Origin of the sequence: Thermus sp. LT1-2-5 (assembly GCF_040363165.1) — a bacterium.
In the GTDB taxonomy this organism is placed as follows: Bacteria; Deinococcota; Deinococci; order Deinococcales; family Thermaceae; genus Thermus.
Window position 1 is genome coordinate 137,357 of record NZ_BSRG01000006.1, and the last position, 26,787, is coordinate 164,143.

Consider the following 26,787-nt stretch of genomic DNA (forward strand, 5'->3'; position numbering starts at 1 on the left):
GCAAGGCCAGGCTTCAGGGTAGCCCGCGGCACCATGACATAACCTTGCTCAACTCTCTTGACTAATCCTTATGGGGCCCTTTATGCTTAGGGTTGAGAGGTGAGGTATGGCTAAGGCAGTGGGCATTGACCTGGGCACCACCAACAGCGTGATCGCCGTGATGGAGGGCGGCAAGCCCGTGGTGCTGGAAAACGCCGAGGGGGAGCGGGTTACTCCCAGCGTGGTGGCCTTCCGGGACGGGGAAACCCTGGTGGGCCGCATGGCCAAGCGCCAGGCGGTCTTGAACCCGGAAGGGACGATCTTTGAGATCAAGCGCTTCATCGGCCGCCGCTGGGAGGAGGTGCAGGAGGAGGCCAAGCGGGTCCCCTACAAGGTGGTCCCGGGGCCCGACGGCGGCGTGCGGGTGGAGGTGAAGGGGAAGCTCTACACCCCCGAGGAGATCAGCGCCATGATCCTCCGCAAGCTGGTGGAGGACGCTTCCAAGAAGCTCGGGGAGAGGATCACCAAGGCGGTGATCACCGTGCCCGCCTACTTCAACAACGCCCAGCGGGAGGCCACGGCCAACGCCGGGCGCATCGCGGGCCTCGAGGTCTTGCGCATCATCAACGAGCCCACCGCCGCCGCTTTGGCCTACGGCCTGGACAAGAAGGGTAACGAGACAGTTTTGGTCTTCGACCTGGGCGGCGGCACCTTTGACGTCACCATCCTGGAGATCGGCGAGGGGGTCTTCGAGGTGAAGGCCACCTCCGGGGACACCCACCTGGGCGGCAGCGACATGGACCACGCCATCGTCAACTGGGTGGCGGAGGAGTTCAAGAAGGAGTACGGGGTGGACCTCAGGGCGGACCGCCAGGCCCTGCAACGCCTCATCGAAGCGGCGGAGAAGGCCAAGATCGAGCTCTCCAGCATGACGGAGACCACCCTCAGCCTCCCCTTCATCGCCCTGGACCCCGCCAGCAAGACCCCCCTGCACCTGGAGAAGAAGCTCACCCGGGCCAAGTTCGAGGAGCTCATCGAACCCCTCCTGAAGCGCCTGCGGGGCCCGGTGGAGCAGGCCCTGAAGGACGCCGGGCTTTCCCCCAGCCAGATTGACGAGGTGATCCTGGTGGGCGGGGCCACCCGGGTGCCCGCGGTGCAACGGGTGGTGAGGGAGCTTCTGGGCAAGGAGCCCAACCGCTCCGTGAACCCCGACGAGGTGGTGGCCATGGGGGCCGCCATCCAGGCCGGGGTCCTCATGGGCGAGGTGCGGGACGTGGTCCTCCTGGACGTCACCCCCCTCTCCCTGGGCGTGGAAACCAAGGGCGGGGTGATGACCGTCCTCATCCCCCGGAACACCACCATCCCCACCCGCAAGTGCGAGATCTTCACCACCGCCGAGCACAACCAGACCGCGGTGGAGATCCACGTCCTCCAGGGCGAGCGCCCCATGGCCGCCGACAACAAGAGCCTGGGCCGCTTCCGCCTGGAAGGCATCCCGCCCATGCCCGCAGGGGTACCCCAGATTGAGGTCTGCTTTGACATCGACGCCAACGGCATCCTCCACGTGACCGCCCGGGAGAAGTCCACGGGTAAGGAGGCTTCCATCACCATCCAGAACACCACCACCCTCTCCGAGGAGGAGATCCAAAGGATGATCGAGGAGGCCCAGCGCCACGCGGAGGAGGACCGCCGCCGCAAGGAGCACGCCGAGCTCAAGAACACCCTGGACTCCGCCCGCATCCAGGCGGAAAGGGTCCTCTCCGAGAAGCAAGGCACCCCTGAGGCCAAGGCCCGCCTCGAGGCGGCCATCCAGAAGGCCAAGGAACTGGTGGAACGGGACGCCCCCGACCCCGAGCTCAAGGCGGCCACCGAGGAGCTCCTCAAGGCGGTGGAGGCCTACGAGAAGGGGGCCACAACCGGCGGCAAAGGCCCGGACGACGTGATTGACGCCGAGTACAAGCCGGCCGACTAAGGCCAAGCCCTAAGGGGCCCCGCCCTTAGGGGCGGGGCCCAGCACCCCAGGAGGCAGGATGGAGAAGGAACGGAACGAAAACACCCTGGAGCGCGACCTCCAGGCGGTGGAAAAGGAAGCCTTGGCCCTGGAGGAAAAGCTCCAAGCCGCCGAGGAGGAGCTCAAGCGCTTTAAAGACCAGTACCTGCGCCTCCTCGCCGACTTTGACAACTACCGCAAGCGCATGGAGGAGGAGCTCAGGCTTCGGGAGCGGGAAGGGGTTTTGAAGGCGGTGCGGGCCCTGCTCCCCGTGCTAGACGACCTGGAGCGGGCCTTGGAGTTCGCCGAGGCCAGGCCGGAGAGCATCCTCCAGGGGGTCAAGGCGGTGCGGGAAGGCTTCTTCCGCATCCTGGCTGGGCTCGGGGTGGAGGAGGTGCCCGGGGAAGGCCAGGCCTTCGACCCCCGCTACCACGAGGCCATCGGCCTGCTCCCCGGGGAGCCGGGCAAGGTGGCCCGGGTCTTCCAGCGGGGCTTCCGCCTGGGAGAGGCCCTGGTGCGCCCGGCCCGGGTGGCGGTGGGCGAGGAGAAGAGCCCGGAGGAAGAGGGCGTGGAGTAGACCATGAAGGACTACTACGCCATCCTGGGCGTCCCCAAAAACGCCACGCAGGAGGAGATCAAAAGGGCCTACAAGCGCCTGGCCCGCCAGTACCACCCTGACGTCAACAAAAGCCCCGAGGCAGAGGAGAAGTTCAAGGAGATCAACGAGGCCTACGCCGTCCTCTCCGACCCGGAAAAGCGGAAAATTTACGATACCTACGGCACCACCACGCCCCCGCCGCCCCCTCCCCCCGGCGGCTACGACTTCTCCGGCTTCGACGTGGAGGACTTCTCCGATTTCTTCCAAGAGCTTTTCGGTGGGGGGCTCTTTGGCCGCAGGGGCCGGAGGCGGGGCCGGGACGTGCGGGCCGAGCTCCCCCTCACCCTGGAGGAGGCCTTCCACGGGGGGGAACGGGTCTTGGAGGTGGGTGGCCGCCGGGTTTCCGTGCGTATCCCCCCGGGGGTGCAGGAAGGGAGCGTGATCCGGGTGCCGGGCATGGGCGGGCCCGGGGAGCCCCCGGGGGACCTCCTCCTTCACGTGCGCCTCCTCCCCCACCCCACCTTCCGCCTCGAGGGGAACGACCTCTACGCCACCTTGGACGTCCCCGCCCCCATCGCCGTGGTGGGGGGCAAGGTGCGGGCGGAAACCCTGGAAGGCCCGGTGGAGGTCACCATCCCGCCCCGGACCCAGGCGGGCCGGAAGCTACGGCTAAAGGGGAAGGGCTTCCCTGGCCCCTCGGGGAGGGGGGATTTGTACCTGGAGGTGCGCCTCACCATCCCCGAACGCCTTAGCCCCGAGGAGGAAGCCCTTTGGAAAAAGCTAGCGGAGGCGTACTATGCTCGCGCGTAGCGAGTGGCTTTCCCTGGAGGCCTTGGCGGAGTACGGCCTCTCCCTGGGGGCCGTGCGGGCCTACGTGGAGATCGGCTTCGTGGAACCTGTGGTGATGGCGGGCACCTGGTACTTCCGGCGGGAAGACCTCCACCGCATGGCCAAGGCCGAGCGCATCCGCAAGGACCTTGGGGCCAACCTCATCGGGGCCGCCTTGGTGGTGGAGATCCTGGAAAGGCGCTAGGCCCCGGGACATCTTTACCGCCCCTTTTCTGCTAAACTCCAGACAAAGCGTTCCCTTCCCCGCCAATCCTTGACGCCGGCTTCGCCTCATTTTCGTTTCTCTCTTTTCAATCTTCTTGACAATATGCATGTCAAGTGATACGCTTAGGCTAGCAGGAGGCAAGGGGTATGAACCTGGAACGCTGGACGCAAGCCGCCCGCGAAGCCCTAGCCCAGGCGCAGGTCCTGGCCCGGGAGATGAAGCACCAGGCCATCGACCTGCCCCACCTCTGGGTGGTCCTCCTTAAGGACCCCAAGGGCCTTGCCTGGCGCCTTCTGGAGAAGGCGGGGGCCGACCCCAAAGCGCTCAAAGAGCTCCAGGAACGAGAGCTCGCCCGGCTGCCCAAGGTGGAAGGGGCGGAAGGAGGGCAGTACCTCACCAGCCGCCTCTCCGGGGCCTTTAACCGGGCCGAGGCCCTGATGGCGGAGCTCAAGGACCGCTTCGTGGCCCTGGACATCCTGGTCCTGGCCCTGGGCGAGGCCACCCCCGGGCTTCCCGGCTTAGAACCCCTAAAGAAAGCCCTGCAAGAGCTAAGAGGAGGGAAGACCGTGCAGACGGAACATGCGGAAAGCACCTACAACGCCTTGGAACAGTACGGCATTGACCTGACCCAGATGGCCGCCGAGGGGAAGCTAGATCCCGTGATCGGCCGGGACGAGGAGATCCGGCGGGTGATCCAGATCCTCCTCCGCCGCACCAAGAACAACCCCGTGCTCATCGGCGAACCCGGCGTGGGGAAGACCGCCATCGTGGAGGGCTTGGCCCAGCGCATCGTCAAGGGGGATGTGCCGGAGGGCCTCAAGGGCAAGCGCATCATCTCCTTGCAGATGGGCTCCCTCCTGGCCGGGGCCAAGTACCGGGGCGAGTTCGAGGAGCGCCTGAAGGCGGTGATCCAGGAGGTGGTGCAGTCCCAAGGGGAGATCATCCTCTTCATCGACGAGCTCCACACCGTGGTGGGGGCGGGCAAGGCGGAAGGCGCCGTGGACGCCGGGAACATGCTCAAGCCCGCCTTGGCCCGGGGGGAGCTCAGGCTCATCGGGGCCACCACCTTGGACGAGTACCGGGAGATCGAAAAGGACCCCGCCCTGGAGCGCCGCTTCCAGCCCGTCTACGTGGACGAGCCCAGCGTGGAGGACACCATCTCCATCCTCCGGGGCATCAAGGAAAAGTATGAGGTCCACCACGGGGTGCGCATCTCCGACCCCGCCCTCGTGGCGGCGGCGGTCCTTTCCCACCGCTACATCCCGGAAAGGCGCCTCCCCGACAAGGCCATCGACCTCATCGACGAGGCGGCGGCCCGCCTCCGCATGGCCTTGGAGAGCGCCCCGGAAGAGATCGACGCCCTGGAGCGGAAGAAGCTCCAGCTGGAGATAGAAAGGGAGGCCCTCAAGAAGGAGAAGGACCCGGACTCCCAAGAGCGCCTCAAGGCCATCGAGGCGGAGATCGCCGAGCTCACCAAGGAAATAGAGAAGCTGCGGGCGGAGTGGGAGGCGGAGCGGGAGATCCTGAAGAAGCTCCGCGAGGCGCAACAGCGCCTGGACGAGGTGCGGCGCCAGATTGAGATGGCCGAGCGCCAGTACGACCTGAACCGGGCAGCGGAGCTGCGCTACGGCGAACTCCCCCGCCTCGAGGCCGAGGTGGAGGCCCTCTCCGAGAAGCTTCGGGGGGCCAGGTTCGTGCGCCTGGAGGTCACCGAGGAGGACATCGCCGAGATCGTCTCCCGCTGGACGGGGATCCCCGTTTCCCGGCTTTTGGAAGGGGAGCGGGAGAAGCTTCTGCGCCTGGAGGAGGAGCTCCACAAGCGGGTGGTGGGCCAGGAGGAGGCCATTCAGGCGGTGGCCGACGCCATCCGCCGGGCCCGGGCCGGGCTCAAGGACCCCAACCGCCCCATCGGGAGCTTCCTCTTCCTGGGGCCTACCGGGGTGGGCAAGACGGAGCTGGCCAAGACCCTGGCCGCCACCCTCTTCGACACCGAGGAGGCCATGGTGCGCATCGACATGACGGAGTACATGGAAAAGCATGCGGTGAGCCGCCTCATCGGGGCCCCGCCCGGCTACGTGGGCTACGAGGAAGGGGGCCAGCTCACCGAGGCGGTGCGGCGCCGTCCCTACACCGTCATCCTCTTTGACGAGATCGAGAAGGCCCACCCTGACGTCTTCAACATCCTCCTGCAAATCCTGGATGACGGACGCCTCACGGACAGCCACGGGCGCACCGTGGACTTCCGCAACACCGTCATCATCCTCACCTCCAACCTGGGGAGCCCCTTGATCCTGGAGGGCATCCAAAAGGGCCTGCCTTACGAACGGATCCGGGAGGAGGTCTTTGCCGTCTTGCAGAAGCACTTCCGCCCCGAGTTCCTGAACCGCCTGGACGAGATCGTGGTCTTCCGGCCGCTTTCCCGGGAGCAGATCCGGGCCATCGTGGAGATCCAGCTTGGAAACCTCCGGGCCCGGCTGGCGGAAAAGCGCATCAGCCTGGAGCTCACCGAGGCCGCTAAGGACTTCCTGGCGGAAAGGGGCTACGATCCCGTTTTCGGCGCCAGGCCCCTGAAGCGGGTGATTCAGCGGGAGCTGGAAACCCCCTTGGCCAAGAGGATCCTGGCGGGGGAGGTGAAGGAAGGGGACAAGGTGGTGGTGGACGCCACGCCCCAGGGTCTCGTCTTCCGCACCCCGGAGCGGGTGCAGGCCTAAAGGAGGTAGGGTATGGATGCGCTGGAGGTGCTCAGGCAGGCCTACCAAGACGAGCTCCTAGACGCCCTGCGGGCGGAGCGGGCAGCGGAAAGCGTCCCTTACCCCCACATCCAGGCCCTCCTCCAGGAGGTGGCCTCCCGGGAGCGGGCGCACGCCGAGGCCATCGCCGAGGCCCTGCGGAAGCGGGGGGCCTCCCTGCCCCCCGCCCCCAAAGCGGAGGAGGGAGGCTTTGAGGCCATGCTCCGCCTCCTTTCCGAGGAGGGGTTTGACCGGACCTACTACCTGGAGAGCACCTTTCCTGACCCCGAGCTGGAAGCCCTCTTCACCCGGCTCGGCCAGGAGGAAAGGCTGAACCAGGAAGCGGTGCGGAAAGCGGTGGCGCTTATCGGAGGGAACCTATGATCACCAAGGCAGAAATCCAAAGGCTACGTGAGGTCATCGGCAAGGCGGAAGGTCCCGTGCTCTCCCTGTACCTGGACGTGAACCCGGCCAAGCCGGAAAACGCCTCCCGGGCTTACGCCCTCCGGGCCAAGGACGCCATGAAGGCCCTCAAGGTGCCGGAGGACCTGTCGGAAAGGGTCTTGGAGGTCCTGAAGAACCAGGTCCTGGAGGCCAAGACCGCGGTCTTCTTCGCCGGGGAAGACCTCTTTGAGGTCCTCCTCCTTCAGGTGGAGCTCCCCCTGGTGAGCGGGGTGAGGACCCATTTCCTGGACGAGAAGGAAAACCGCCTGCTCACCGACGGGGCCTTGGCCCACTGGGGCGAGCCTTTCCTCTTGCCCCTGGTCTACGCCCTGGATGAGTACGAGCGCTACGGCGTGGTCTACGTGGACCAGGAGCGCTGGCGGGTCTTCGAGGTCTTCCTGGGGGAGATCGAGGAGGTCCACGACGCCTTCCTGGCCCTGGACACCGAGGCCTGGCGCCGCCTTTCCCTGGACGCCCCGGGGCGCCGCTTCAACCTGGCGGGCATCTCCCGGGGCGGGGCGGGGCAGGACCTCTTCGCCAAGCGCCTCGAGGCCTGGGAGGAACGCTTCTACAAGGCCTTGGCCCATGAGCTGGAAAAGCTGGTGGAGGCTCGAGGCTTTACCCGCCTCGTCCTCATGGGCCCCGAGGAGCACACCAAGCTCTTCTTGGGCTACCTGCCCAAGCGCCTGAAGGAGAAGGCGGTGGCCCTCCTCCCCTCCCTCCCCCACCCCAACGCCACCCCGGGCCAGGTCCTGAAGCGGCTGGAGCCGGAGCTTGTGGCCATCGAGCGGGCCAAAGAGGTAGAGCTCCTAAAGCACCTGGAGGAAGCCTATCCCAAGGCGGTGTTCGGCCCCGAGGTGCTGGAGAGGGTGCAGGAGGGGCGGGTGGAGGTCTGGGTCCTTCCCTGGACCCTGGACCAGGGGGTTTACGCCTGCGATGGTTCCTACTTCGCCGAGGAGGCCAAGGCCCTCTCGGCCTGCGGGCGGCCAGAGGCCAAGCCCCTGGCCGTGGTGTTGCCCGAGCTCGCCGCCGGCTACGCCACCAAGCTGGAGTTCGTGCGCGGCGAGGCGGAAAAACGGCTTCTTGAGCGCGGGGGGATGGCCGCGCTCTTGAGGTGGTAAGGAGGTGAGGTATGGTTCGGTTTGATCCTTTCAGGGAGCTGGAGGAGTTGCAGGAAAGGCTAGCGCGGGCCTTTTCGCCCCAAGGGCAAGGGCCTAGGGTCTACGCCCCGCCCGTGGACGTGGTGGAGGACACCGAGGGGCTCCACCTCCTCGTCTACCTCCCCGGGGTGGAGCCCGAGAAGGTGGAGGTGGTGGCGGAGGAGGGCGTGCTCTCCGTGAAGGCGGAGCGCCCCTTGGAAAAGCAGGAAGGAATAACCTACCACCGCTTGGAAGGCCCCTACGGCACCTTCGCCCGGAGCTTCAACGTCCCCAGCACCTACGACCTTTCCCGGGTACAGGCCCGGTTCCGCCACGGGGTCCTGCACCTTTTGGTACCCAAGGCGGAGGCCACGCGGCCTAAGAAGATCCAGGTCCAGGTGGAGTGAGGAGGTGAGGTATGCGGCGCACGGTTCGGTACATCCTCGCTACCTCTAACCCCATGGGCGACCTCGAGGCCTTGGAAAAGTTCGTTAAGGTGGCCCCGGACACGGGGGCGGACGCCATCGCCGTCATCGGCAACCTCATGCCCAAGACGGCGAAAAGCCGGGACTACGCCACCTTCTTCCGGATCCTGGCCGAGGCGCACCTGCCCACCGCCTACATCCCCGGCCCCGAGGACGCCCCCATCTGGGAGTACTTGCGGGAAGCGGCCAACATCGAGCTGGTCCGCCCCGAGATGCGGAGCGTCCACGAAACCTTCACCTTCTGGAAGGGCCCCTACCTGGTGGCGGGGATGGGCGGGACCATCGCCGACGACGGCGAGCCCGAGGAGCACGAGGCCCTGCGCTACCCCGCCTGGGTGGCGGAGTACCACCTAAAAACCCTTTGGGAGCTCAAGGACTACCCTCGGATCTTCCTCTTCCACACCATGCCCTACCACAAGGGCCTGGGCGAGGGAGGTTCCCACGAGGTGGCCCACCTCATCAAGACCCACAACCCCCTCCTGGCCATCGTGGCCGGCAAGGGCCAGAAGCACGAGATGCTGGGGGCGAGCTGGGTGGTGGTCCCCGGGGACCTTTCCGAAGGGGAGTTCAGCCTCTTGGACCTAAAGGCGAAGAAGTTGGAGACGGGGAACGTACGCTAGTTAACCCTAGTGAGGGGGGCCACCCCTCATCCTTAGGAGGTGAAGCATGGACAAGGAAAGCCTCATCCAAGGCCTCAACCAGGACCTCGCCCACGAGTACCAGGCCATCATCCAATACGTCACCTATGCCGCCACCGTAACGGGCATCCACAGGGGGGAGCTGAAGGAGTTCTTCCTGGCAGAAATCCAAGACGAGCTCCGCCACGCCCAGTTCCTGGCGGACAAGATCGCCGCCCTTGGAGGCAAGCCCACCACGGTGCCCGCCCCTGTGCCCGAGGCCACCACGCCCCGGGCCATGCTGGAGGCCATTCTACGGGCGGAAGAGGAGACCATTGCCCGCTACGTGGAGCGGATGAAGCAGGCCGAAGCCCTCGGGGACTACGGCCTGGCCAACGACCTCCAGGAGATCCTCTCCGAGGAAACCCGGCACAAGGAGGAGACGGAAAAGCTCCTCCGGGGAGGCTGGCAGGAGTAGCCGTGCTGGCGGTCTGCCCCAAGTGCGGCGCCAAAAACCGGTTAGGGACGCCCCCGCCCGGCCAGGTCCCGGTCTGCGGGGCCTGCAAAGCCCCCTTGCCCTGGATCGTGGCGGCGGACGAGAAACGCTTCCAAGAAGAGGTGGCGGGGGCGCCCCTGGTCCTGGTGGACTTCTGGGCCCCCTGGTGCGGGCCCTGCCGCATGGTGGCCCCCGTTTTGGAAGCCCTGGCCCAGGAGCAGGCCGGCAAGCTCAAGGTGGTGAAGGTGAACACCGACGAGAACCCCGGCCTCGCCGCCCGCTATGGAATAAGGAGCATCCCCACCCTGGTCCTCTTCCAACGGGGCCACCCGGTGGCCACCTGGGTGGGAGCGAGCCCCAAGCGGGTCCTCGAGGAGCGCCTGAGGCCCTATCTGGCCTGAGGGAGGTGGAGGATGCTGGAAAAGCTTTGGCCCTTTGGCAGGAACCGGGTGCGCAAGGCCTTTGAAGAAGCCTTAGAAAAGGCCTTCCAGGAGGTGGAAACTCTGGAGCCCCTCTCGGAGCTCTCCGAGCACGAGGACCACTACCTCCTCAAGGTGGAGGTGCCGGGCCTCGGCCCGGAAAACCTGGAGGTGCGCCTGGAGGGGGACCAGCTGGTGATTGAGGGGGAAAAGCAGGAGGAAAAGCGCACCAAACACCTCTCCGAAATCGTCTACGGCAAGATCTACCGCGCCTACCTCCTGCCCAAGGACGCCAAGAAGGAGGGCATCACGGCCCGCCTGAGCAAAGGGGTCTTGGAGGTGCGGATCCCGCGGGAGAAGCGCCCTGCGGAACCCCCGGTGAAGATCCCCGTGCAGGAAGCCTAGGGGATGCCCCGCCTTACGGCGGGGTATCTCTTTATCAATAAAGTTGATAAATCTACACGCAATCTTTTATCCTAGCACATGGAGGGATAACCATGTTGATGAAGGTAGCGGAGTTTGAAAGGCTCTTCCGCCTGGCGGCGGGGCTAGACGTGGACAAAAACGACCTCAAGCGGCTTTCCGACTTCCTCCGCAACAAGCTTTACGACCTCTTGGTGGTGGCGGAGCGGAACGCCAAGTACAACGGCCGGGACCTCATCCTTGAGCCTGACCTTCCCATCCCCAAGGGCCTCCAGGAAACCCTGAAGGAGTTTCGTCAGATGGACACCACCTTGGAGCTCAAGCCCGTCTTGGACGCCCTGGCCGCCTTGCCGCTTCTGGACCTAGAGGTGGCGGAGGACGTGCGCCAGCTCCTCCCCGAGCTGGCTGGAGCCTTGGTGGTGGCCTACGCCCGCACCCTCAAGGAGCTGGACCCCGCCCTTAAGAACCCGCAACCCCCCCACCACGAGCGGGCGGAGCGGGTCTTCAACCTCCTCCTCTAGCCATGCAAGAAACCCTTCTCGCCCTTTACCGGGGGGCCACCCGCCTGGTCTTCAACCTGGTGGTGGTGGCCCTCCTGGTGGGCCTCTTCGTGGGGGTGGGGCGCACCTTTTTGGAGCTCGGCCTTACCCTTAGCGAACCCACGGTGCGTCTGGGCCTTAAAGAGCTCGTCACCAACGTATTGAGTTTGATCATCGTCCTGGAACTTGTCCGGGTCTTTGTGGAATATTTTGAGTTGGAACGGGTGCGCCTCGAGGTCCTGATGGAGATCGGGGTGGCCCTAGCCTTGCGGGAGCTTCTCCTCCTCCTCTTTGCCGAAAAGCTCTCGGGCTTGGACCTCTTCCTCTGGACCCTGGGGATCCTGAGCCTGGTGGCGGGGCGCACCCTGGCGGTGCAGTTTTCCCCAAGGAGGGCACGATGAAGGTGGAAGAGGTGGTGCTCCCCGGCGTGGGGCGCAAGTTCACCGTCACTGTGCAAAGCGGGGATCGGCTCGTCATCGTGGTCCACCACTCGGGCAAGCGGGAACTCCAGTACTTCGAGGCCGGGGAGGAGGACGAGCCCACCGCCACCCTGGACCTCACCGACGAGGAGGCCCGGGAACTGGGAGCCATCCTGGCCGGGGTCCTCTTCCACCCCGAGGCGGTGGGGGACACCCAGAGCAAGCTGGGGGCCAAGGTGATCGAGTGGATCAAGGTCCTCCCTGGCTCGAGGCTGGCAGGCCGGAAGGTGGGGGAGCTTCCCTTGCCCCCCGGGGCCCACCTCCTGGCCGTGGACCGGCCCGGGGCCCCTCTAATCCCCAACCCGGGCCCCGAGGTCACCCTGGAGGTGGGGGACACCCTGGTGGTGGCGGGAAGCCGCGAGGCGGTGGAAGCCCTGAAGAGGAGCCTCTAATGCACCCCTCGGTGGAAGCCTTCGCCCTGGCCGCCGGGCTCTTAGCCCTGGGGGCTGCCTTGGTGCACCGCTTCGGCTTCCCACCCCTTCCCGTCTACCTCCTCGCCGGGCTTTTAGTGGGGGAAAGGCTTCCCGTGGAGGAGCTCGAGCCCCTGCCCTCCTTGGGGCTTTTGCTCCTGCTCTTCTCCGTGGGGTTGGAGTTCGGCCCGGACCGCCTCAAGGAGCTTTCCGGAAAGGTCACCCGGGCCGGGTTTTACGACGCCTTGGCCCTGCCCTTGGGGTTTGTCCTGGGGCTTCTCGCTGGGCTTGACCTAAGGGGCGCTGCCCTCTTGGCGGGCGTGCTTTACGTGAGCTCCAGCGCAGTGATCGTCAAGCTCATCATCGACCTGCGCCGGGCCGCCAACCCAGAAAGCGAGGCGGTCCTGGGGGTCTTGGTCCTGGAGGACCTGGTGGTGGCCCTCCTCCTGGCCCTTTTGGGCGGGCACGGGGCGGGAGGCCTCCTGGGCGGGGTGGCCCTGGCCGCCCTCTACCTCCTCTTTGCCCGCTACCTGGGCCCAAGGCTCGTCCGCTTCATGGAAGGGCTCTCTGACGAGCTCGTCCTCCTCTTGGGCGCCGCCTTCACCGCCGGCACCGCCCTCCTCTTCCACGCCGTTGGGGCCTCGGAAGGTGTGGGGGCCTTCCTCTCCGGGGTCATCGCCGCCGGGCTTGGCCTCCGAGAGCGGTTAGAGCACCTCTTTGGCCCGGTGCGTGACCTGGGGGTAGCCCTCTTCTTCCTGGTGGTGGGGGCGGAGGCGCTCAAGCTCCTCAAGGGCCTCACCCCCTTGGCGGTGGGGCTCGTGGTCCTGGGGCTCGTCCTCAAGCTGCCCCTCAACCACCTGGGCGGGGCACGGGCGGGGCTTGGGCGCAAGCGGCGGCTTTATAGCGCCCTCTACCTGGTGCCCCGGGGCGAGTTCAACCTGGTCCTGGGAAGCCTGGCCCTGGCCCAAGGCTACCCCCTGGTGGCCCAGGTGGCGGTGCTTTTGGTGCTCCTTTCCATCCCCTTGGGCGCCCTCCTGATCCGCTACGCCCCCGAGGTTGGGGAACGCTTCTACCCCAAAGCGCCAAAGTCCAAGCGCATGGCGCCCTCGAGGCCTGGATAGGCGCTTTACCCTAAGTTCCTTGGTAGACTCCTTCTCGGAGGTCAACCATGGACATCTTTTTCCAACTCTTCTGGCTCTTCTTCATCCTCTCGGCCCTCTCCCCCTACTTCCAACAGCAGATGCTCCTGGGGGCCAGGGCCCGCAAAATCGCCGAGCTGGAGAGGAAACGGGGAAGCCGGGTCATCACCCTTATCCACCGCCAGGAGGCGGTGAGCTTCCTGGGCATCCCCATCAGCCGCTATATCAACATCGACGACTCAGAGCAGGTCCTAAGGGCCATCCGCCTCACGGACAAGAACATGCCCATCGACCTCATCCTCCATACCCCAGGGGGCCTGGTCCTGGCGGCGGAACAGATCGCCGAGGCCCTTTTGCGCCACCCGGCCAAGGTGACCGTCTTCGTCCCCCACTACGCCATGTCTGGGGGCACCCTCATCGCCCTGGCCGCAGACGAGATCGTCATGGATGAAAACGCCGTATTAGGCCCGGTGGACCCCCAGCTCGGCCAGTACCCAGCGGCGAGCATCCTCAAGGTTTTGGAGAAAAAGCCCCTTTCGGAGATAGACGACCAAACCCTAATCCTGGCGGACGTGGCGGAAAAGGCCCTCAAGCAGGTGAAGGCCACGGTGAAGAACCTTCTCCTCAAGCGCATGCCCGAGGAGAAGGCGGAGGAGGCAGCCCACCTTCTTTCCCAAGGAACCTGGACCCACGACTACCCCATCGACGTGGCCCAGGCCCGGGCCCTGGGGCTCAACGTATCCACGGAAATGCCCCTGGAAGTTTACGAGCTCATGGACCTCTATCCCCAAGCCCAAGGCGGTAAGCCCAGCGTCCAGTACGTGCCCCTACCCTACCGCCAGGAACCCAAAGCCGGGAGGCCTTAGGCTTGTTTCCCCTCTACGACATCAACCAGGCGCGAAGGCCCGCCCTCGTGGTCAAGGGCCTGGTTTTCGCCAACGCCCTAGCCTTTCTCTGGCAGCTTTCCGTGGGCCTGGAGGAAAGTGCCTATGCCTTGGGCTTTATCCCCGCCCTCTTCTTCGCTGACCCCCTGGGAGAGGGCTACCGCCTTCTCACCAGCATGTTCCTCCACGGGAGTTTTTTTCATATCCTATCCAACATGTGGTTCCTCTGGGTCTTCGGGGACAACGTGGAAGACCGAATGGGCCACGGGCGTTTCCTCCTCTTTTACCTCCTGGGCGGGGTGGCTGCCGCCTTAGCCCAAGGAGTCTTCACCCCCTTTTCCTCCGTGCCCATGATCGGGGCCAGCGGAGCGGTTTCTGCGGTGCTTGGGGCCTACTACGTCCTCTTCCCCCGGGCCTACGTGGTGTCGGTGCTCTTCATCCTCCTCCCCTTTTTTGTCACCCTGCCCGCCAGCTTTTACCTGGGATACTGGGCCTTCCTCCAGCTCCTCCAAGGGCTTTTGGGCCTCCCGGGCGTGGCGTGGTGGGCCCATTTGGGAGGCTTCGTCTACGGCGTCCTCCTAGCACCCCGCTTGGCCTGGAGGTGGCGGCGTTGGTAAACTCGGGCCCATGAGGGTAGCTGAGCTCATGACCCCAGGCCCGGATACCATTGGGCCCGAGGCTACGTTGGAGGAGGCGGCCCGGCGCATCCTGGAAAAGCGCTACGGGAGCCTGCCGGTGGTGGACCGGGAAGGACACCTCCTGGGGCTTCTTCAGGTGGAAGAACTCTTACCGCGGCCCGAGAACATCCCCTTCTCCGATGTGGAAGCCCTCCAACTCTTCGGGGAATGGGTGGACGAGCGCCTCTTGCAGGAAATCTACCGCCGCTACCAGAAGACCCCGGTGAAGGCGGTGATGCGCACGGACTTGCCCCACGTTCACCCGGAGGACCCGGCGGGGAAAGCCTTAGAAGTCCTCCTCACCACCGAGGTGCGCCACCTGCCGGTGGTGGACCGGGAGAACAAGGTGGTGGGCATCCTCACCCGGAGCGATTTTCTGAAGCTTTTCCTAAGGGGGTTCTGATGCACGGAGCAGAGCACCTCTTAGAGGTCTTCTACCTCCTCTTGGCCGCCCAGGTCATGGCCTTCCTCTTCCGGCGCTTGAACCAACCCGTGGTCATCGGGGAGGTCCTGGCGGGCGTTCTGGTGGGGCCTTCTCTTTTGGGCCTAGTCCACGAAGGGGAGATCCTGGAGTTCTTAGCGGAGCTCGGGGCCATCTTCCTCCTATTCATGGTGGGGCTGGAAACGAGGCTCAGGGACATCCTGGCCGTGGGCAAGGAGGCCTTTTTGGTGGCGATCTTAGGGGTGATCCTTCCCTTCCTCGGGGGGTACCTCTTTGGCCTACAGATCGGCTTTGCCACCCTACCCTCCCTCTTCCTGGGCACCGCCTTGGTGGCCACCAGCGTGGGCATCACCGCCCGGGTCCTGCAGGAACTAGGAGTCCTTGCCCGCCCTTACGCCCGCATCATCCTAGGGGCGGCGGTGATCGACGACGTGCTGGGGCTCATCGTCCTGGCCGTGGTCAACGGGGTGGCCAAGACCGGGCAGGTGGAAACCGGAGCCATCCTCACCCTCATCCTTCTCTCCGTGCTCTTCGTGGGGGCCGCCATCTTTCTCTCCACCCTCTTCGTCCGGCTCCCCTTGGAGCGCCTGCCGGTGGGAAGCCCCTTGGGCTTCGCCCTGGCCCTTGGGGTGGGCATGGCCGCCTTGGCTGCCAGCATCGGCCTGGCCCCCATCGTGGGGGCTTTCCTAGGAGGGATGCTCCTTTCGGAGATCCGGGAGAAGTATCGCCTGGAAGAGCCCATCTTCGCTGTAGAAAGCTTTCTTGCCCCCATCTTCTTCGCTATGGTGGGGGTACGGCTGGAGCTTTCCGCCCTCCTCTCCCCCGCTGTTTTGGTGGCGGGGAGCGTGGTGACCCTCATCGCTATCCTGGGTAAGGTCCTGGGGGGCTTCCTGGGCGCCCTCACCCAAGGGGTGCGGAGCGCCCTCACCGTGGGGGTGGGCATGGCCCCCCGGGGCGAGGTGGGGCTCATTGTAGCCGCCCTGGGCCTGGCGGCGGGGGCGGTGAACGAGGAGGAGTACGCCATCGTGCTCTTCATGGTGGTCTTCACCACCCTCTTCGCCCCCTTCGCCCTGAAACCCCTCATCGCCTGGACGGAGCAGGGGCTCCGCCAGGCTAAGGAATAGCCCGGTAAGCGGCGTAGGCGGAAAGGACCTTCCCCAGGTACTCCCGTGGCTCGTCCCGGTCCTGGAAGCGGAGGAAGGCGAAAAAGCTCCCCTCCCGGGCCAAGCCCCGGGAGGTGTAGCCGATGCCCCCGTTATAAGCGGTGATGGCGCAGGCGAGCCGCTCCATGTCCGCTAAACCCAAGGCCTCGCACCTATCCAAGAGCCAGCGCAGGTAGCGGGCGGCGTAGCGGATGGCGCTTTCCGGGTCAAAGGGGTCCGCCGGGGCTTCCCCCAGCATCCGGGCTACGTCGGCCCAAGTGCTCCTTAGGAACTGGGCCAGGCCCAAGGCCCCCGTGGGGCTCACCGCCTGGGGGTCAAAGCGGCTTTCCACGTGCAAGAGGGCAAAGAGGAGGTCGGGGTCTAGCCCCTCCTTAAGGGCGTACGCCTCCACCCAAGCCCGATAAGCCCGGGGGTAGGCAAGGGTGGTGGGCCAGGCGGCCCGGATGCCCTCCCGGTACAAGCCCAAGCGGTAGAAGAGGGGAACCAGGTGGGGCCAGGCCTCGAGCCTCTGCCAAAGGAGGTAGCGGACCTCGCCCTGGGCCCAGGCCTCCTCCCCCGCCCGAAGGAGCGCCTCCACCCGGGCCGCTTCCGGCGGAGGGGGCGCAGGGGGCGGGGGAGGCGGGGGCTTAGGGGCCTTGCCCGCCAGGAGGCCCAGGCCCCCTTCCAGCAGGTTCCAGGCCGCCTCTCGAGCCCCGGCATCCCCCAGGGCCCCCGCCAGGAGATAGGCCCGCAAGGCGGCGTCGTCGGCGTAAGGGCTTGGGGTGCGGGCGAGTTCCAGGTAAAGGGGAAGGGCTTCCCTCGCACGCTCGAGCCGCTCCAAGAGGGCCGTGGCCCGCCAAAGCCCTTCGGGGTTGCTCTGCCGGTAGAAGGCCAAGGCCTCCTCCACCCGGCCCAGCTCCTCCAGGACCCTACCTTGGGCGTAGCGGGCCTCTGGGTGGGGGTAGCGGGCGAAGGCGGCCAAGGCCTCTTCCCTTCGGCCCAAGCGCCAAAGGGCGTAGCCCAGCCCCAAAAACCCCCGGGGGTCCGCCTCGGCCCGGGCTTGGTAGGAAGCAAGGGCCTCCCGGTACCGGCCCAGGCGGAAAAGAGCCTGGGCCCTCAGGTCCGGCCTCGCCCCTGGGGGCAGGACTTGCAGGAGCGCCTCGTAGGCCCGACCCCGGAACAAAGCCTCCCAAAGCCTCTCTCCCGCCCCAAGCCTCAGGAGGGCCGCCACCGCCTCTTCCTCGGGAAGAAGCCTTTCCCAAGCGGAAAAGGCCCGGGGGTCCCGGGCCGCCTCCAGAAGGGGCGCCGCCACCCGCCAGGCCGCCTTGGCCTCCCAGCCCGGGGCAAAGGCCCTCGCCCCCTCCAAGAAGAGGGCGTAGCGCCAGGCGTACTCCGCCCGCTCCCCTAAGGGAACCTCCTCCCGCTCCACCAGGCGCCAGCCGGCCAGCATCCGGGCGTACCCCTCCCCCGCCAGGGCCACCTGGCGGAGCTCGGCCACGCCCCCTCGTTGCAAGAGGGCGTAGTCGGGAGGTAGCTCCTGGGCCCGGCAGGCGGTGAGGAGAAGAAAAAAGGCAAGCCAGGGCACATCCCTACCCTACCCCGCCCCCCTGAGAAGCGGAAAAGAGGCAATCCTTCCCCCAAGGGAAGTCCCCTGGCGCCCGGCGGGGGGTTGGGCGTAGCCTGGTAAGGCTTATGGGCCAGTTGCCGGGTTATCCCGAAGGGCGTATTCCCCCCCATAGCCTCGAGGCGGAGCAGAGCGTCCTCGGGGCCATCCTCCTGGACTCGGACGTCCTGGACGAACTGGAAGGCCTCCTTCCCTCCCCCGAGGCCTTCTACGCCGAGGCCCACCGCCGGATCTACACCGCCATGCAAGCCCTGAGGAACCAGGGCAAGCCCGTGGACCTGGTGACCCTGGCGGAGGAGCTTTCCCGCCGCAACGAGCTAGAGGGCGTGGGGGGGCTAAGCTACCTGGTGCAGCTTTCCGAGGCCACCCCCACCGCCGCCTACGCCGAGCACTACGCCCGCATCGTGGCGGAGAAGTGGACCCTGCGCAAGCTCATCCAAGCGGCGGGGGAGGCCATGCGCCTGGCCTACGAGGAGGCGGGCAGCCTGGACGAGATCCTGGACACGGCCGGGAAAAAGATCTTGGAGGTGGCCCTGACCCAGACGGACACCGAGGCCCGGGCCATGCGGGAACTCGTCCACGAGACCTTCGAGCACATCGAGGCCCTGTTCCAGAACAAGGGCGAGGTGGCCGGAGTGCGCACGGGCTTCAAGGAGCTAGACCAGCTCATCGGCACCCTGTCCCCGGGTTCCCTCAACATCATCGCCGCCCGCCCCGCCATGGGCAAGACCGCCTTCGCCCTCACCATCGCCCAGCACGCCGCCTTGAAGGAGGGGGTGGGGGTGGGGATTTACTCCCTGGAGATGCCTGCGGCCCAGCTCACCTTGCGCATGATGTGCTCCGAGGCCCGCATCGACATGAACCGGGTACGCCTAGGGCAACTCTCGGACCGGGACTTCTCCCGACTGGTGGACGTGGCGGGCCGCCTCTCCGAAGCCCCCATCTACATCGACGATACCCCCGACCTCACCCTGATGGAGCTTCGGGCCCGGGCCAGGCGGCTCAAAAACCAGCACGGGGTGGGGCTCCTCATCATCGACTACCTGCAGCTCATGTCCGGGCCCGGGGGGGGCAAGCAAGGGGAAAACCGCCAGCAGGAGATCGCCGCCATCTCCCGCGGCCTCAAGGCCTTGGCCCGGGAGCTCAACGTGCCCGTGATCGCCCTAAGCCAGCTCTCCCGGGCGGTGGAGGCCAGGCCCAACAAGCGCCCCATGCTCTCCGATCTAAGGGAATCGGGCTCCATCGAGCAGGACGCCGACTTGGTCATGTTCATCTACCGGGACGAGTACTACAACCCCCACTCGGAGAAAGCGGGGGTGGCGGAGATCATCGTGGGTAAGCAGCGGAACGGCCCCACCGGCACCGTGGAGCTCCAGTTCCACGCCCAGCACGTGCGCTTCAACGACCTGGCCAAGGAGCCTTAGGAAAGCAGGGCCGCCGCCCCTTGGGACAGGGCCTCCTTAAGGTCCCGGTAACCCAGGGACAGCCCCAGGGAGAGGGCCTCGAGGTAGCTTTCCTCGATAAGCCCAATCTCTATGGCGATGATCTTCTCAAAGGCCTCCACCGCCGCAAAAACCTCGGGGCCCCTAAGGGCAGTGCGCAGGTGCTCTAGGGAAAGCTCCTGCACGATGCCCATGGCGGGGATCATGGCCCTAGGCCCGATGCCGAGCCGGGCGTGCACCAGGCCGATGCGCCTACGCCCCTCGGCGTAGGCGCGGTCATAGGCGCCGGAGAAAAGGTCGCCGTACCAGCGGGCGAAGGTGCCGTAAAGCCTTTCCACCCTCCCCGGCACGGCGTGGAGGATCTCAGAAAGCTCCGGGTCCCGCCCCAGGTAGTCGTAAAAGGCCAAGGCCACCTCAGGGGCGATGGGGGTCATCACCTGCCCCAGCTCGGCCAAAAGCCGGGCATGGGCTTCGGTGAAACCGGTGCGGCGCTTTAGGAGGGCAAGCAGGTCCCCGGGGTCCACGGGACAAATGTACCGCCTCTACCGGAAAAAGAGAACCCCCCGGCCCCGGGGGGTCCAAGACCTGCGCTACTCCGTGCTCACCCCCTGCTCCACCTGCTGGTTCACCGGCTCCACCATGCGGAAGTGCTCCGCCGGGTTCTCCAAAAGCTTGGCCAAGCGCTTCGCCTTCTCCTCCCGCTTGGCCTCCTGGAGCACGGCGATGTAGGCGGAAAGGAGCTCCCGCACGTCCTCCACCCCGCGGGCGTCCAGGGGCTTCACCGCCACCTTGGCCCCCTTGGCCAGGCGGCGCTTCATGGCCTCCTCGGTAAGGCCCATCTCCGGCCAGTGGCGCAGGTAAACCCTTCCGCCGGTCATCCCGGAGCAGATCCAAGGCCCCGGGTCCCCCAAGACGAGGGCCCTACCCCGGGTCATGTACTCAAAGGCGAAGCCCTTGGCCTGGGCCCGGGCCGCCAGGTTGCCCAAATCGTCCCGCAAGGGGCGCTCCGGCTCCCCGCCCAAGACCACGTCCGCCCCGGAAAGCCGGATGCAGAAGCGGCTATCCGCCACCCCCTCCACGATGAGGAGGCCGCCGATGGCCCCGTAGGCGAAGCTCTTGCCCACGGAACCGTCCACGTAGGCCCCGTAAGGGTTCCTGCCCTTGAGCACGGCCACGGTACCGCCGAAGGCGCTCTTGGCCACCCCATCCTGGGCCCCGCCCTCCACCACCACCTTCATCCCGTCCACGTTGAAGGCAGCCAGGCCATTCCCAGCGATGCTCCCGGCGTCAAAGCGGAGCTCCACCTCGGCGTCAAAGCCCTTGCCGTATAGCCGCCTGCGGGCGATCTCCCCTGCCAAATGGGCGCCCAGGGCCCGGTCCGTGGAGTCCACGGGACCCTCCTGGAACAAAAGCCGCCTCCCCCCTTGGGCGTACGCCCCCATGACCACCTCGGTGATGGTGCGGGTAAGCTGGTTCAGGGGCTTCCGAAGCACGTGGGCCGAGGTGTCCTTGAGCCACTCGGGCTCCTCCACCGGGGCGAAGAAGTAGCTGAGGTCCAGCTCCTCTAGGTGGTCCCGCTGGTAGAGGAGGTCCGAGCGTCCCCGAAGCTCCCTTAGGGAACGGGCCCCCAAGGCGGCCACCATCTCCCTTAGGGCCTCGCCCATGGCCCCAAAGAAACGGGTCAGGTGTTCCACCGCCCGGTCCAGGTCCTGGGGCACAAAGCGCTTGAGGCCGTGGGCCAGGGCTTCCTCCACCGTCTCTATCTGCGTGGTGATGCCCACGTGGCAGGTGTCCAGCTGGCAGCCGCGGCAGATGGTACAGCCGATGGCCACCATGGCCATGGTGGCCATCCCCACCCGGTCTGCGCCGAGGAGGACCATCCGGAGCACGTCATAGGCGGTCTTGAGCCCACCATCGGCCCAGATCTCCACCTTGTCCCTTAGGCCCGCCCGCACCAAGGCCCGGTGGGCCCGCCGCACCCCCAGCTCCACCGGAAGGCCGGCGTACTTAAGGGCGTGGAGCCGGGCCGCCCCCGTGCCCCCTTCAAAGCCGGAGAGGGTGATGACGTCCGCCCCCGCCTTGGCGATGCCCACGGCGATGGTGCCGATGCCGGGGATCACCGGCACCTTCACGGACACCAGGGCCTTGGGGTTAACGGTCTTCAACTCCTCGATGAGCTGGGCCAGGTCCTCGATGGAGTAAAGGTCGTGGTTGTTGGAGGGGCTGATGAGGTCCACCCCGGGCACGGCGTTGCGGGCGGCGGCCACCTTGGCGGAGACCTTCTTGCCGGGCAGGTGGCCGCCTTCCCCCGGCTTGGCCCCCTGGCCGATTTTGATCTCGATGACGCTGGCGGAGTTGAGCATGTAGGCGTGGACGCCGAAGCGGCCCGAGGCCACCTGCTGCCCCCGCCAATGGGTGTACTTGCCCAGCATGTCGGGGATCTCCCCACCTTCCCCGTTAATGCAGAGCATATTGAGGCGCTTGGCCGCCTCCACGTAGGCGCGGAAGGAAGCCTCCCCCTGGGAGCCGAAGCTCATGGCGCTGATGAGGAAGGGGAGGGAGTGCCCCCCCACGGAGAGGTCCACCTCCTCCGGGGAAACGTCGCTTTTTTCGGGGAAGCGCACCTCCAGGAGCTGCCGGGCGGCCACGGGGCTTTCCCGCTCCAGGGAGTGCACCTTCTCCTGGAAGTGGCTGTAAGGGGCCTGGCCCGAGGCCACCTCCTGGGCCGCCTTGTAGATCCTGGGGTTAAAGCGGAAGTCCTTGGCGGGCAGCACCTTTTCCGCCCGCAGGAAGCCTTCCCGCTCCAAAAGGGTGCGCTCCAGCTCTAGGAAGCCGTAGCCCGCCGCATCCGAGCCCAGGAAGTTGCGGGTGCCGAAGTACTCCGCCAGCTCAGGCTTAAGCCCGATGGCGCTGAAGATCCTCCCGTAGCCCCGGAGCTCGTGGATGCCCATGGTGGAGATGACCTTCTCCAGGCCCTTGCGCAGGGCCTCGAGGGCGTTGGCCACCCCTTTTCGCCCCTCCAGGGCCCGGGCCTTTTCCTCCAGAAGCCAAGGGGCCACCGCCTCCGCCCCCAGGCCCAGAAGGAAGGCCACGTCGTGCAGGTTGCGCACCCCTCCGGAGTGGACGAGAAGCGAGGTGCGCCGCCGTAGAGCGATGCCCTCGGCGTCCCGCTTGAGGAGGGCCCGGTTCACCGCCGCCACCGCCAGGCCGATATCGATCCACACCCCCCCGTGGAAGGCCTCCCGGTCGGAGAGGATAAGGACCTCGGCCCCCTCCTCCACCGCCTTCACCGCCTCCTCCTCCAGGCGCTTGAGCCCCGCCAGGAGGCCTTCTTCCACGGTGAACTGGGGCACCAGGGTCTTGGTCCGGAAGCGGGCGCGCACCTCGGCCAGGGTCAGGGTACCGAAGGCCTCGGCCAAGCCGGGGTCGGACTCGAGGACGATGGGTACGAGGAGCTCCACCACCTCTCCCCCACCCCGCCCATCGGGCAAGGGGCGGCGGCCCAGGAGGGTGCGGGTGGAGAAGTGCTCGATCTCCCGCTCCCGGTCGATGGCGGGGTTGGTCACCACCGCCACGGTTTCCTTGAAGAACTCGGCCAGGTTCGGCTTTTCTGGGTTCAAGGCAGCCAGGGGGCCATCGTAGCCCAAGGAGCCGATGGGCTCGTTGCCCGTCTTGGCCAACGCCTCCAGGTAAGCCCCGTCCCAGCGGTCCCAGCCGAAGGCCCGTTCCAGGCCCAAGGGGGGAGGGGCGGGCTTCTCCTCCACCTCCACCCCGCTTCCCCCAGCCACGGGGGGCGGGGCTTGGCGGATGGGACCGGCCAGGTGGACCCGGTAGCCCTGCAGCGGGGTGCGGGCCAGGGTCCTTTCCAAAACCTGGCGCTGGTGGCGGTCAAAGGGCAGGACCTTGGGGCCTTCGGGGGTGAGGCGCAGGTAGACCTTCTCCCCCGGGGCCAGGGGTTTGGGCTCGCTGACGAACTCCTCGGCGTTAAAGACGCCCCGCTCGGAGGAGAAGACGATCTCGTAGGGGGTTTCAAACTGCCAAAGGGGCCTTAGGCCCATGGCGTCCGTGGCGAAGACCGCCTCGTCCCGGTGGCGGCTCACCAGGGCGGCAGGCCCCTGGGCCAGGGGGCCGAAGCGCTGCCTGAGGGCCAGGTAAAGGTCCTGGAGCTCCTCGGGCAGGGCCTTCACCTCCCCCAACACCGGGGGGAAGACCAGGTCCATAGCCTCGGGCAAGGAGAGGCCGTAGCGGTAGATAAGCCCCTCCAGCATGCGGTTGAGGTCCTGGGAGTCCGAGCCCCCGGTGCGGGGGATGCCCAAATAGTCCATCTCCCGCCTCAGGCGCTCAATGGTGTTGATCTCGCCGTTGTGGCCCAAGAGCCCAAAGGGTTGGACCTGCTCAAAGGTGGAAAGGGTGTTGGTGGAGTAGCGGTTATGCCCCAAGGCGATGGTGCTCTTGAACTCGGGGCGGGAAAGCTCCGGGTAGTAGCGCTTTAATAGCTCCGCCGCCCCCCGCACCTTGTAGACCACGCTGTGGGTGGAAAGGGAAACCACGTGCACGGGGAAGAGGGCCTCGAGGCGAAGCCCAAGCTCCCACAAGGGCCCATCCCCATCCGGGGAAAGCCCCGCCACCTGGAGGAAGATGGGCTCGGTGCGCCGCCCCACGGGGCCCAAGACCCCGCTCACTACCTCCCCCCGGCGGAAGTGCACGGGCCGCACGCCCAGGCGTTGCCCTTCCCGCTTGAGAGCCGAAAAAAACTCCTCTACCCGGGCCTCTTCCCCTTTGGGGAGGAAGAAGTGGCCCACGAAGAAGCGGGGGTTGAAGGCCAGCTCGGGCTCAAGCCCCGCCTCCTCCAGAAAGCGGGCCCATAGCTCCCGGGGGATGTCGGTCTGGATCCCCGTGCCGTCCCCTTCTCCCCGGATGGCCCCCGCTCGGTGGGCCATGCGGTAGAGGCTCTCCAGGGTCCTTCGCACGATGCGGTGGGAGGGCTTGCCGCTCTTCTCCGCCATGGCGATGATGCCACAGGCGTCCTGGCCTAGGGGGATATCCGGGTAGGCTTCCTTCCAGGTCATCTTCGGCTCCTTCGTTGGGCTTGGGGATCGGTGTAGGCAAAGATATGCGCGTCGTTCCCCGGATTATACACGCCCCTAGGGACAGGGTCAAGGACCTCGGGAAATACGGCACTAAACCCCGGGCACCCGATGGAAGGCGTTGAGGAAAAGGGGAAGTTCCCTTTGGCGCTCTTCTTGCTCCCGGAGGGCCTCCTCAAAGGCCACGGGGTCCATGAGGAGGGCGGGCAAGCGGAGCCAGCCCAAGTAGTACGCCCCCGCCTGCCCCGGGTGGCGGAGCCTTTTTCGCTCCTCGGGGTACAGGAGGGCCTCAAAGGCCAAGGGGCTTTCCAGGTACGGGGCATCCCCTAACCAACGCAAGGCCTCCTTGAGGCGCAAGGGGTTGCTCCAAAAGCCAAAGCGGAGCCTCTGGTCCAGGTGCTCCAGGGCCCAAAGCCTCCCCGAGGCAACCAGCTCCAGGCGCTTCAGGCGGAGCCGGGCGTACTGGGCCAGGCCAAGCACCTCCCGGGAAAGGCCCCGGGCGATGAGGAGCCTCGAGGCCACCACGTAGTCCTGGTACTCCCGGTAGGGGTCCATGGCCCAAGGATGCCACGCCGGGCGGGGTAGGATGGTGCCATGGACCGCGAGGCCTGGGTCAAGCGGGCGGTGGAGGCGTTGCGCTTTGCCACCTTTAAGGACATCCAGCGCTACCTGGATGAAGAAGGTGAACCCTTCTCCAAAAAGGAGCTTGAGGACACGCTAAAAGCCCTGGTGGCCAAAGGGCTACTAGAGGGAAAAGAGGGCACCTACCGCCTGGCCCGCAAAGGGGGCGGGGCAGAGGCGCTCAAGAAGCTCTTCGGCGACTAGCGGGAGTAGTTAGGGGCCTCCTTGATGACCACCACGTCGTGGGGGTGGCTTTCGATAAGCCCGGCCATGGTCATGCGCACAAAGCGGGCCTTCTTGCGGAAGCTTTCTATGTCCGGGGCGCCCACGTAGCCCATGGCGCTCCTCAAGCCCCCCACGATCTGGTAGAGCACGTCCGCCACCGGCCCCTTATAGGGCACCATGCCCTCGATCCCCTCGGGGACCAGCTTCTTGGCCTCCGTCTCAGAACCCTTGCCGGGGTCTTGGAAGTAGCGGTCGGCGGAGCCTTGGCGCATGGCCCCCAAGGAGCCCATGCCCCGGTAGAGCTTGTAGCGCCGGCCGTCCTTGAGCACCTCCTCCCCCGGGGCCTCGTCCGTGCCCGCCAGCATGCTCCCCAGCATCACCGTGTGGGCCCCGGCGGCGATGGCCTTGGCCACGTCCCCGGTGTACTTGACGCCGCCGTCGGCGATGATGGGGACGTCTAGGCCCTCCACCCCGGCCACCGCCTCGAGGATAGCGGAGATCTGCGGCACCCCCACCCCCGTCACCACCCGGGTGGTGCAGATGGAACCGGGCCCAATGCCCACCTTCACCGCATCCGCCCCCCGCTCCGCCAAGGCCCGGGCCCCTTCCCGGGTAGCCACGTTCCCGGCGATAACCTCCACCTTGTCCCCGAAGGTTTCCTTGAGGTAGGCCAGGGCCTCGAGGATCCCCTTGGAGTGCCCGTGGGCCGAGTCCAGGACCAAAACATCCACCCCCGCCTCCACCAGGGCCTGGGCCCTTTCGGGTAGGTCCTTGCTCGCCCCCACCGCCGCCCCCACCAGAAGCCGGCCCAAGGTGTCCTTGGCAGCGTTAGGGTACTGCTTGCGCTTGACGATGTCCTTCAGGGTGAGAAGCCCCCTAAGCCTCCCCGACTCGTCCACCAGGGGAAGCTTCTCCACCTTGTGCTTGCGCAAGATCTCCTCCGCCTCCTCCAAGGTAGTGCCGGGCGGGGCGGTGATGAGGCGCTCTAAGGGGGTCATTACCTCGGTGACGGGGCGCTTGAGGTCCCGCTCGAAGCGGAGGTCGCGGTTGGTCACGAGGCCCAAGAGTTTGCCGTAGAGGTCCACCACGGGAAGCCCCCCGATGCGGTACTCCCGCATGAGGCGCTCGGCGTCCTCGAGGGTAGCGGTGGGGGGCAGGGTCACGGGGTCTTGGATCATCCCCGCCTCGGAGCGCTTCACCTTGCGCACCATGGCCGCCTGAGCCTCTATGGAGAGGTTCTTGTGGATGACCCCAAGCCCCCCCTCCCGGGCCATGGCGATGGCCATCTCGGCCTCCGTCACCGTGTCCATGGCGGCGGAGAGGATGGGGATGTTGAGCTCAAGCCGCTTGGTGAGCCGGGTCCTGACGGAAACCTCCTTGGGCAGGACCTCGGAGTAGTCCGGCAAGAGGAGCACGTCGTCAAAGGTGAGCCCTTCGTAAAGGATCTTCCCCCCGTACATGTCCCTAAGGGTATACCCTCCCATGGGTCTCGGTCCAGAGGCGGGATAAGGGGTCAAAAAAATAACCCCCCTAAAAAGGGGGGGTGCGCTGAGGGGAAAAGCGCGGGAACAGGCACCTTTGCTCCTTAGAAAGGAGGTGATCCAGCCGCACCTTCCGGTACAGCTACCTTGTTACGACTTCGCCCCAGTCACGAGCCCTACCCTCGGCGCCTGCCCTAAGGCTCCCGGCGACTTCGGGTAGAA

General features: G+C 66.4%; 27 protein-coding genes and 1 rRNA gene. 22 read left to right on the plus strand and 6 right to left on the minus strand.

What is annotated here, in order from left to right; all coding sequences use genetic code 11:
- Nucleotides 1-106 precede the first annotated feature (106 nt).
- The 20 genes from dnaK to ABXG85_RS07930 all read left to right on the plus strand — a co-directional run bounded on the left by dnaK (nucleotide 107) and on the right by ABXG85_RS07930 (nucleotide 16,067).
- Complete coding sequence (gene dnaK / locus ABXG85_RS07835) at nucleotides 107-1,951, plus strand: molecular chaperone DnaK (protein WP_353513159.1); 1,845 nt, start codon at nucleotides 107-109, stop codon at nucleotides 1,949-1,951.
- A gap of 58 nt (nucleotides 1,952-2,009) precedes the next feature.
- Nucleotides 2,010-2,546 carry a nucleotide exchange factor GrpE gene (gene gprE, locus ABXG85_RS07840; RefSeq protein ID WP_039456540.1) on the plus strand — a complete coding sequence of 179 codons (537 nt, stop codon included), beginning with the start codon at nucleotides 2,010-2,012 and terminating at the stop codon, nucleotides 2,544-2,546.
- A 3-nt stretch (nucleotides 2,547-2,549) separates the two neighbouring features.
- Nucleotides 2,550-3,377 carry a DnaJ C-terminal domain-containing protein gene (locus ABXG85_RS07845; protein WP_353513160.1) on the plus strand — a complete coding sequence of 276 codons (828 nt, stop codon included), beginning with the start codon at nucleotides 2,550-2,552 and terminating at the stop codon, nucleotides 3,375-3,377.
- Entirely contained in the window at nucleotides 3,364-3,600 is a 237-nt protein-coding gene (locus ABXG85_RS07850) for a chaperone modulator CbpM (protein WP_353513161.1), read from the plus strand. Before ABXG85_RS07845 ends, ABXG85_RS07850 begins: the two co-directional genes overlap by 14 nt.
- Nucleotides 3,601-3,767: 167 nt before the next feature.
- On the plus strand, nucleotides 3,768-6,332 hold the full coding sequence (clpB, locus tag ABXG85_RS07855) for an ATP-dependent chaperone ClpB (protein WP_353513162.1): 2,565 nt from the start codon (nucleotides 3,768-3,770) through the stop codon (nucleotides 6,330-6,332).
- A 12-nt stretch (nucleotides 6,333-6,344) separates the two neighbouring features.
- Nucleotides 6,345-6,734, plus strand: coding sequence for a ferritin family protein (locus ABXG85_RS07860; protein ID WP_353513163.1), 390 nt, complete (start codon nucleotides 6,345-6,347; stop codon nucleotides 6,732-6,734).
- Nucleotides 6,731-7,915 carry a VLRF1 family aeRF1-type release factor gene (locus tag ABXG85_RS07865; RefSeq protein WP_353513164.1) on the plus strand — a complete coding sequence of 395 codons (1,185 nt, stop codon included), beginning with the start codon at nucleotides 6,731-6,733 and terminating at the stop codon, nucleotides 7,913-7,915. The genes ABXG85_RS07860 and ABXG85_RS07865 overlap by 4 nt, the downstream gene beginning before the upstream one ends.
- Nucleotides 7,916-7,926: 11 nt before the next feature.
- Nucleotides 7,927-8,340 carry an Hsp20/alpha crystallin family protein gene (locus tag ABXG85_RS07870; protein WP_353513165.1) on the plus strand — a complete coding sequence of 138 codons (414 nt, stop codon included), beginning with the start codon at nucleotides 7,927-7,929 and terminating at the stop codon, nucleotides 8,338-8,340.
- Between the two features lie 11 nt (nucleotides 8,341-8,351).
- A complete protein-coding gene (locus ABXG85_RS07875; RefSeq protein ID WP_353513166.1) occupies nucleotides 8,352-9,038 on the plus strand; it encodes a metallophosphoesterase family protein in 687 nt (228 codons plus the stop codon).
- Between the two features lie 46 nt (nucleotides 9,039-9,084).
- Nucleotides 9,085-9,513: a ferritin-like domain-containing protein gene (locus ABXG85_RS07880; RefSeq protein WP_353513167.1), complete on the plus strand. Its 429-nt coding sequence runs from the start codon at nucleotides 9,085-9,087 to the stop codon at nucleotides 9,511-9,513.
- A 2-nt stretch (nucleotides 9,514-9,515) separates the two neighbouring features.
- On the plus strand, nucleotides 9,516-9,932 hold the full coding sequence (gene trxA / locus ABXG85_RS07885) for a thioredoxin (protein ID WP_353513168.1): 417 nt from the start codon (nucleotides 9,516-9,518) through the stop codon (nucleotides 9,930-9,932).
- A 12-nt stretch (nucleotides 9,933-9,944) separates the two neighbouring features.
- Entirely contained in the window at nucleotides 9,945-10,355 is a 411-nt protein-coding gene (locus ABXG85_RS07890; protein ID WP_353513169.1) for an Hsp20/alpha crystallin family protein, read from the plus strand.
- Between the two features lie 92 nt (nucleotides 10,356-10,447).
- The gene (locus ABXG85_RS07895; protein WP_353513170.1) at nucleotides 10,448-10,894 is read left to right on the plus strand and encodes a DUF1931 family protein; all 447 of its coding nucleotides are present in this window, start codon (nucleotides 10,448-10,450) and stop codon (nucleotides 10,892-10,894) included.
- A 2-nt stretch (nucleotides 10,895-10,896) separates the two neighbouring features.
- On the plus strand, nucleotides 10,897-11,313 hold the full coding sequence (locus tag ABXG85_RS07900) for a phosphate-starvation-inducible PsiE family protein (protein ID WP_353513171.1): 417 nt from the start codon (nucleotides 10,897-10,899) through the stop codon (nucleotides 11,311-11,313).
- Entirely contained in the window at nucleotides 11,310-11,783 is a 474-nt protein-coding gene (locus ABXG85_RS07905) for a cation:proton antiporter regulatory subunit (protein ID WP_353513172.1), read from the plus strand. Before ABXG85_RS07900 ends, ABXG85_RS07905 begins: the two co-directional genes overlap by 4 nt.
- Nucleotides 11,783-12,922, plus strand: coding sequence for a cation:proton antiporter (locus ABXG85_RS07910; protein ID WP_353513173.1), 1,140 nt, complete (start codon nucleotides 11,783-11,785; stop codon nucleotides 12,920-12,922). Before ABXG85_RS07905 ends, ABXG85_RS07910 begins: the two co-directional genes overlap by 1 nt.
- A gap of 47 nt (nucleotides 12,923-12,969) precedes the next feature.
- Nucleotides 12,970-13,806 (plus strand): SDH family Clp fold serine proteinase, encoded by an 837-nt coding sequence (locus ABXG85_RS07915; protein ID WP_353513174.1) that lies wholly within the window; start codon nucleotides 12,970-12,972, stop codon nucleotides 13,804-13,806.
- Between the two features lie 2 nt (nucleotides 13,807-13,808).
- Nucleotides 13,809-14,441, plus strand: coding sequence for a rhomboid family intramembrane serine protease (locus tag ABXG85_RS07920; protein WP_353513175.1), 633 nt, complete (start codon nucleotides 13,809-13,811; stop codon nucleotides 14,439-14,441).
- 10 nt (nucleotides 14,442-14,451) lie between these two features.
- Complete coding sequence (locus ABXG85_RS07925) at nucleotides 14,452-14,904, plus strand: CBS domain-containing protein (protein WP_353513176.1); 453 nt, start codon at nucleotides 14,452-14,454, stop codon at nucleotides 14,902-14,904.
- A complete protein-coding gene (locus ABXG85_RS07930; protein WP_353513177.1) occupies nucleotides 14,904-16,067 on the plus strand; it encodes a cation:proton antiporter in 1,164 nt (387 codons plus the stop codon). The genes ABXG85_RS07925 and ABXG85_RS07930 overlap by 1 nt, the downstream gene beginning before the upstream one ends.
- Here ABXG85_RS07930 and ABXG85_RS07935 read toward each other — a convergent pair.
- Nucleotides 16,057-17,670: a transglycosylase SLT domain-containing protein gene (locus tag ABXG85_RS07935; RefSeq protein WP_353513178.1), complete on the minus strand. Its 1,614-nt coding sequence runs from the start codon at nucleotides 17,668-17,670 to the stop codon at nucleotides 16,057-16,059. The two genes, ABXG85_RS07930 and ABXG85_RS07935, sit on opposite strands and share 11 nt — an antisense overlap.
- Nucleotides 17,671-17,777: 107 nt before the next feature.
- Between ABXG85_RS07935 and dnaB the strand changes: the two genes are divergently transcribed.
- Nucleotides 17,778-19,133, plus strand: coding sequence for a replicative DNA helicase (dnaB, locus tag ABXG85_RS07940; protein ID WP_353513179.1), 1,356 nt, complete (start codon nucleotides 17,778-17,780; stop codon nucleotides 19,131-19,133).
- Here dnaB and ABXG85_RS07945 read toward each other — a convergent pair.
- The 3 genes from ABXG85_RS07945 to ABXG85_RS07955 form a co-directional block, all read right to left on the minus strand.
- Nucleotides 19,130-19,675: a protoglobin domain-containing protein gene (locus ABXG85_RS07945; RefSeq protein ID WP_353513180.1), complete on the minus strand. Its 546-nt coding sequence runs from the start codon at nucleotides 19,673-19,675 to the stop codon at nucleotides 19,130-19,132. The genes dnaB and ABXG85_RS07945 overlap by 4 nt on opposite strands.
- Before the next feature lie 66 nt (nucleotides 19,676-19,741).
- Nucleotides 19,742-24,220, minus strand: a complete 4,479-nt coding sequence (locus tag ABXG85_RS07950) for a glutamate synthase-related protein (protein ID WP_353513181.1) — start codon at nucleotides 24,218-24,220, stop codon at nucleotides 19,742-19,744.
- 111 nt (nucleotides 24,221-24,331) lie between these two features.
- On the minus strand, nucleotides 24,332-24,793 hold the full coding sequence (locus ABXG85_RS07955) for a hypothetical protein (protein WP_353513182.1): 462 nt from the start codon (nucleotides 24,791-24,793) through the stop codon (nucleotides 24,332-24,334).
- A gap of 39 nt (nucleotides 24,794-24,832) precedes the next feature.
- Here ABXG85_RS07955 and ABXG85_RS07960 point away from each other — a divergent pair, with 39 nt between their 5' ends.
- On the plus strand, nucleotides 24,833-25,063 hold the full coding sequence (locus ABXG85_RS07960) for a hypothetical protein (RefSeq protein ID WP_353513183.1): 231 nt from the start codon (nucleotides 24,833-24,835) through the stop codon (nucleotides 25,061-25,063).
- On the opposite strand, the gene guaB is transcribed toward ABXG85_RS07960, so the two are convergent.
- Together guaB and ABXG85_RS07970 are read right to left on the minus strand one after the other, a co-directional pair.
- Nucleotides 25,060-26,544: an IMP dehydrogenase gene (gene guaB / locus ABXG85_RS07965; RefSeq protein WP_353513184.1), complete on the minus strand. Its 1,485-nt coding sequence runs from the start codon at nucleotides 26,542-26,544 to the stop codon at nucleotides 25,060-25,062. The genes ABXG85_RS07960 and guaB overlap by 4 nt on opposite strands.
- A 129-nt stretch (nucleotides 26,545-26,673) precedes the next feature.
- Nucleotides 26,674-26,787 (minus strand): 16S ribosomal RNA (locus tag ABXG85_RS07970); the annotation flags it as partial.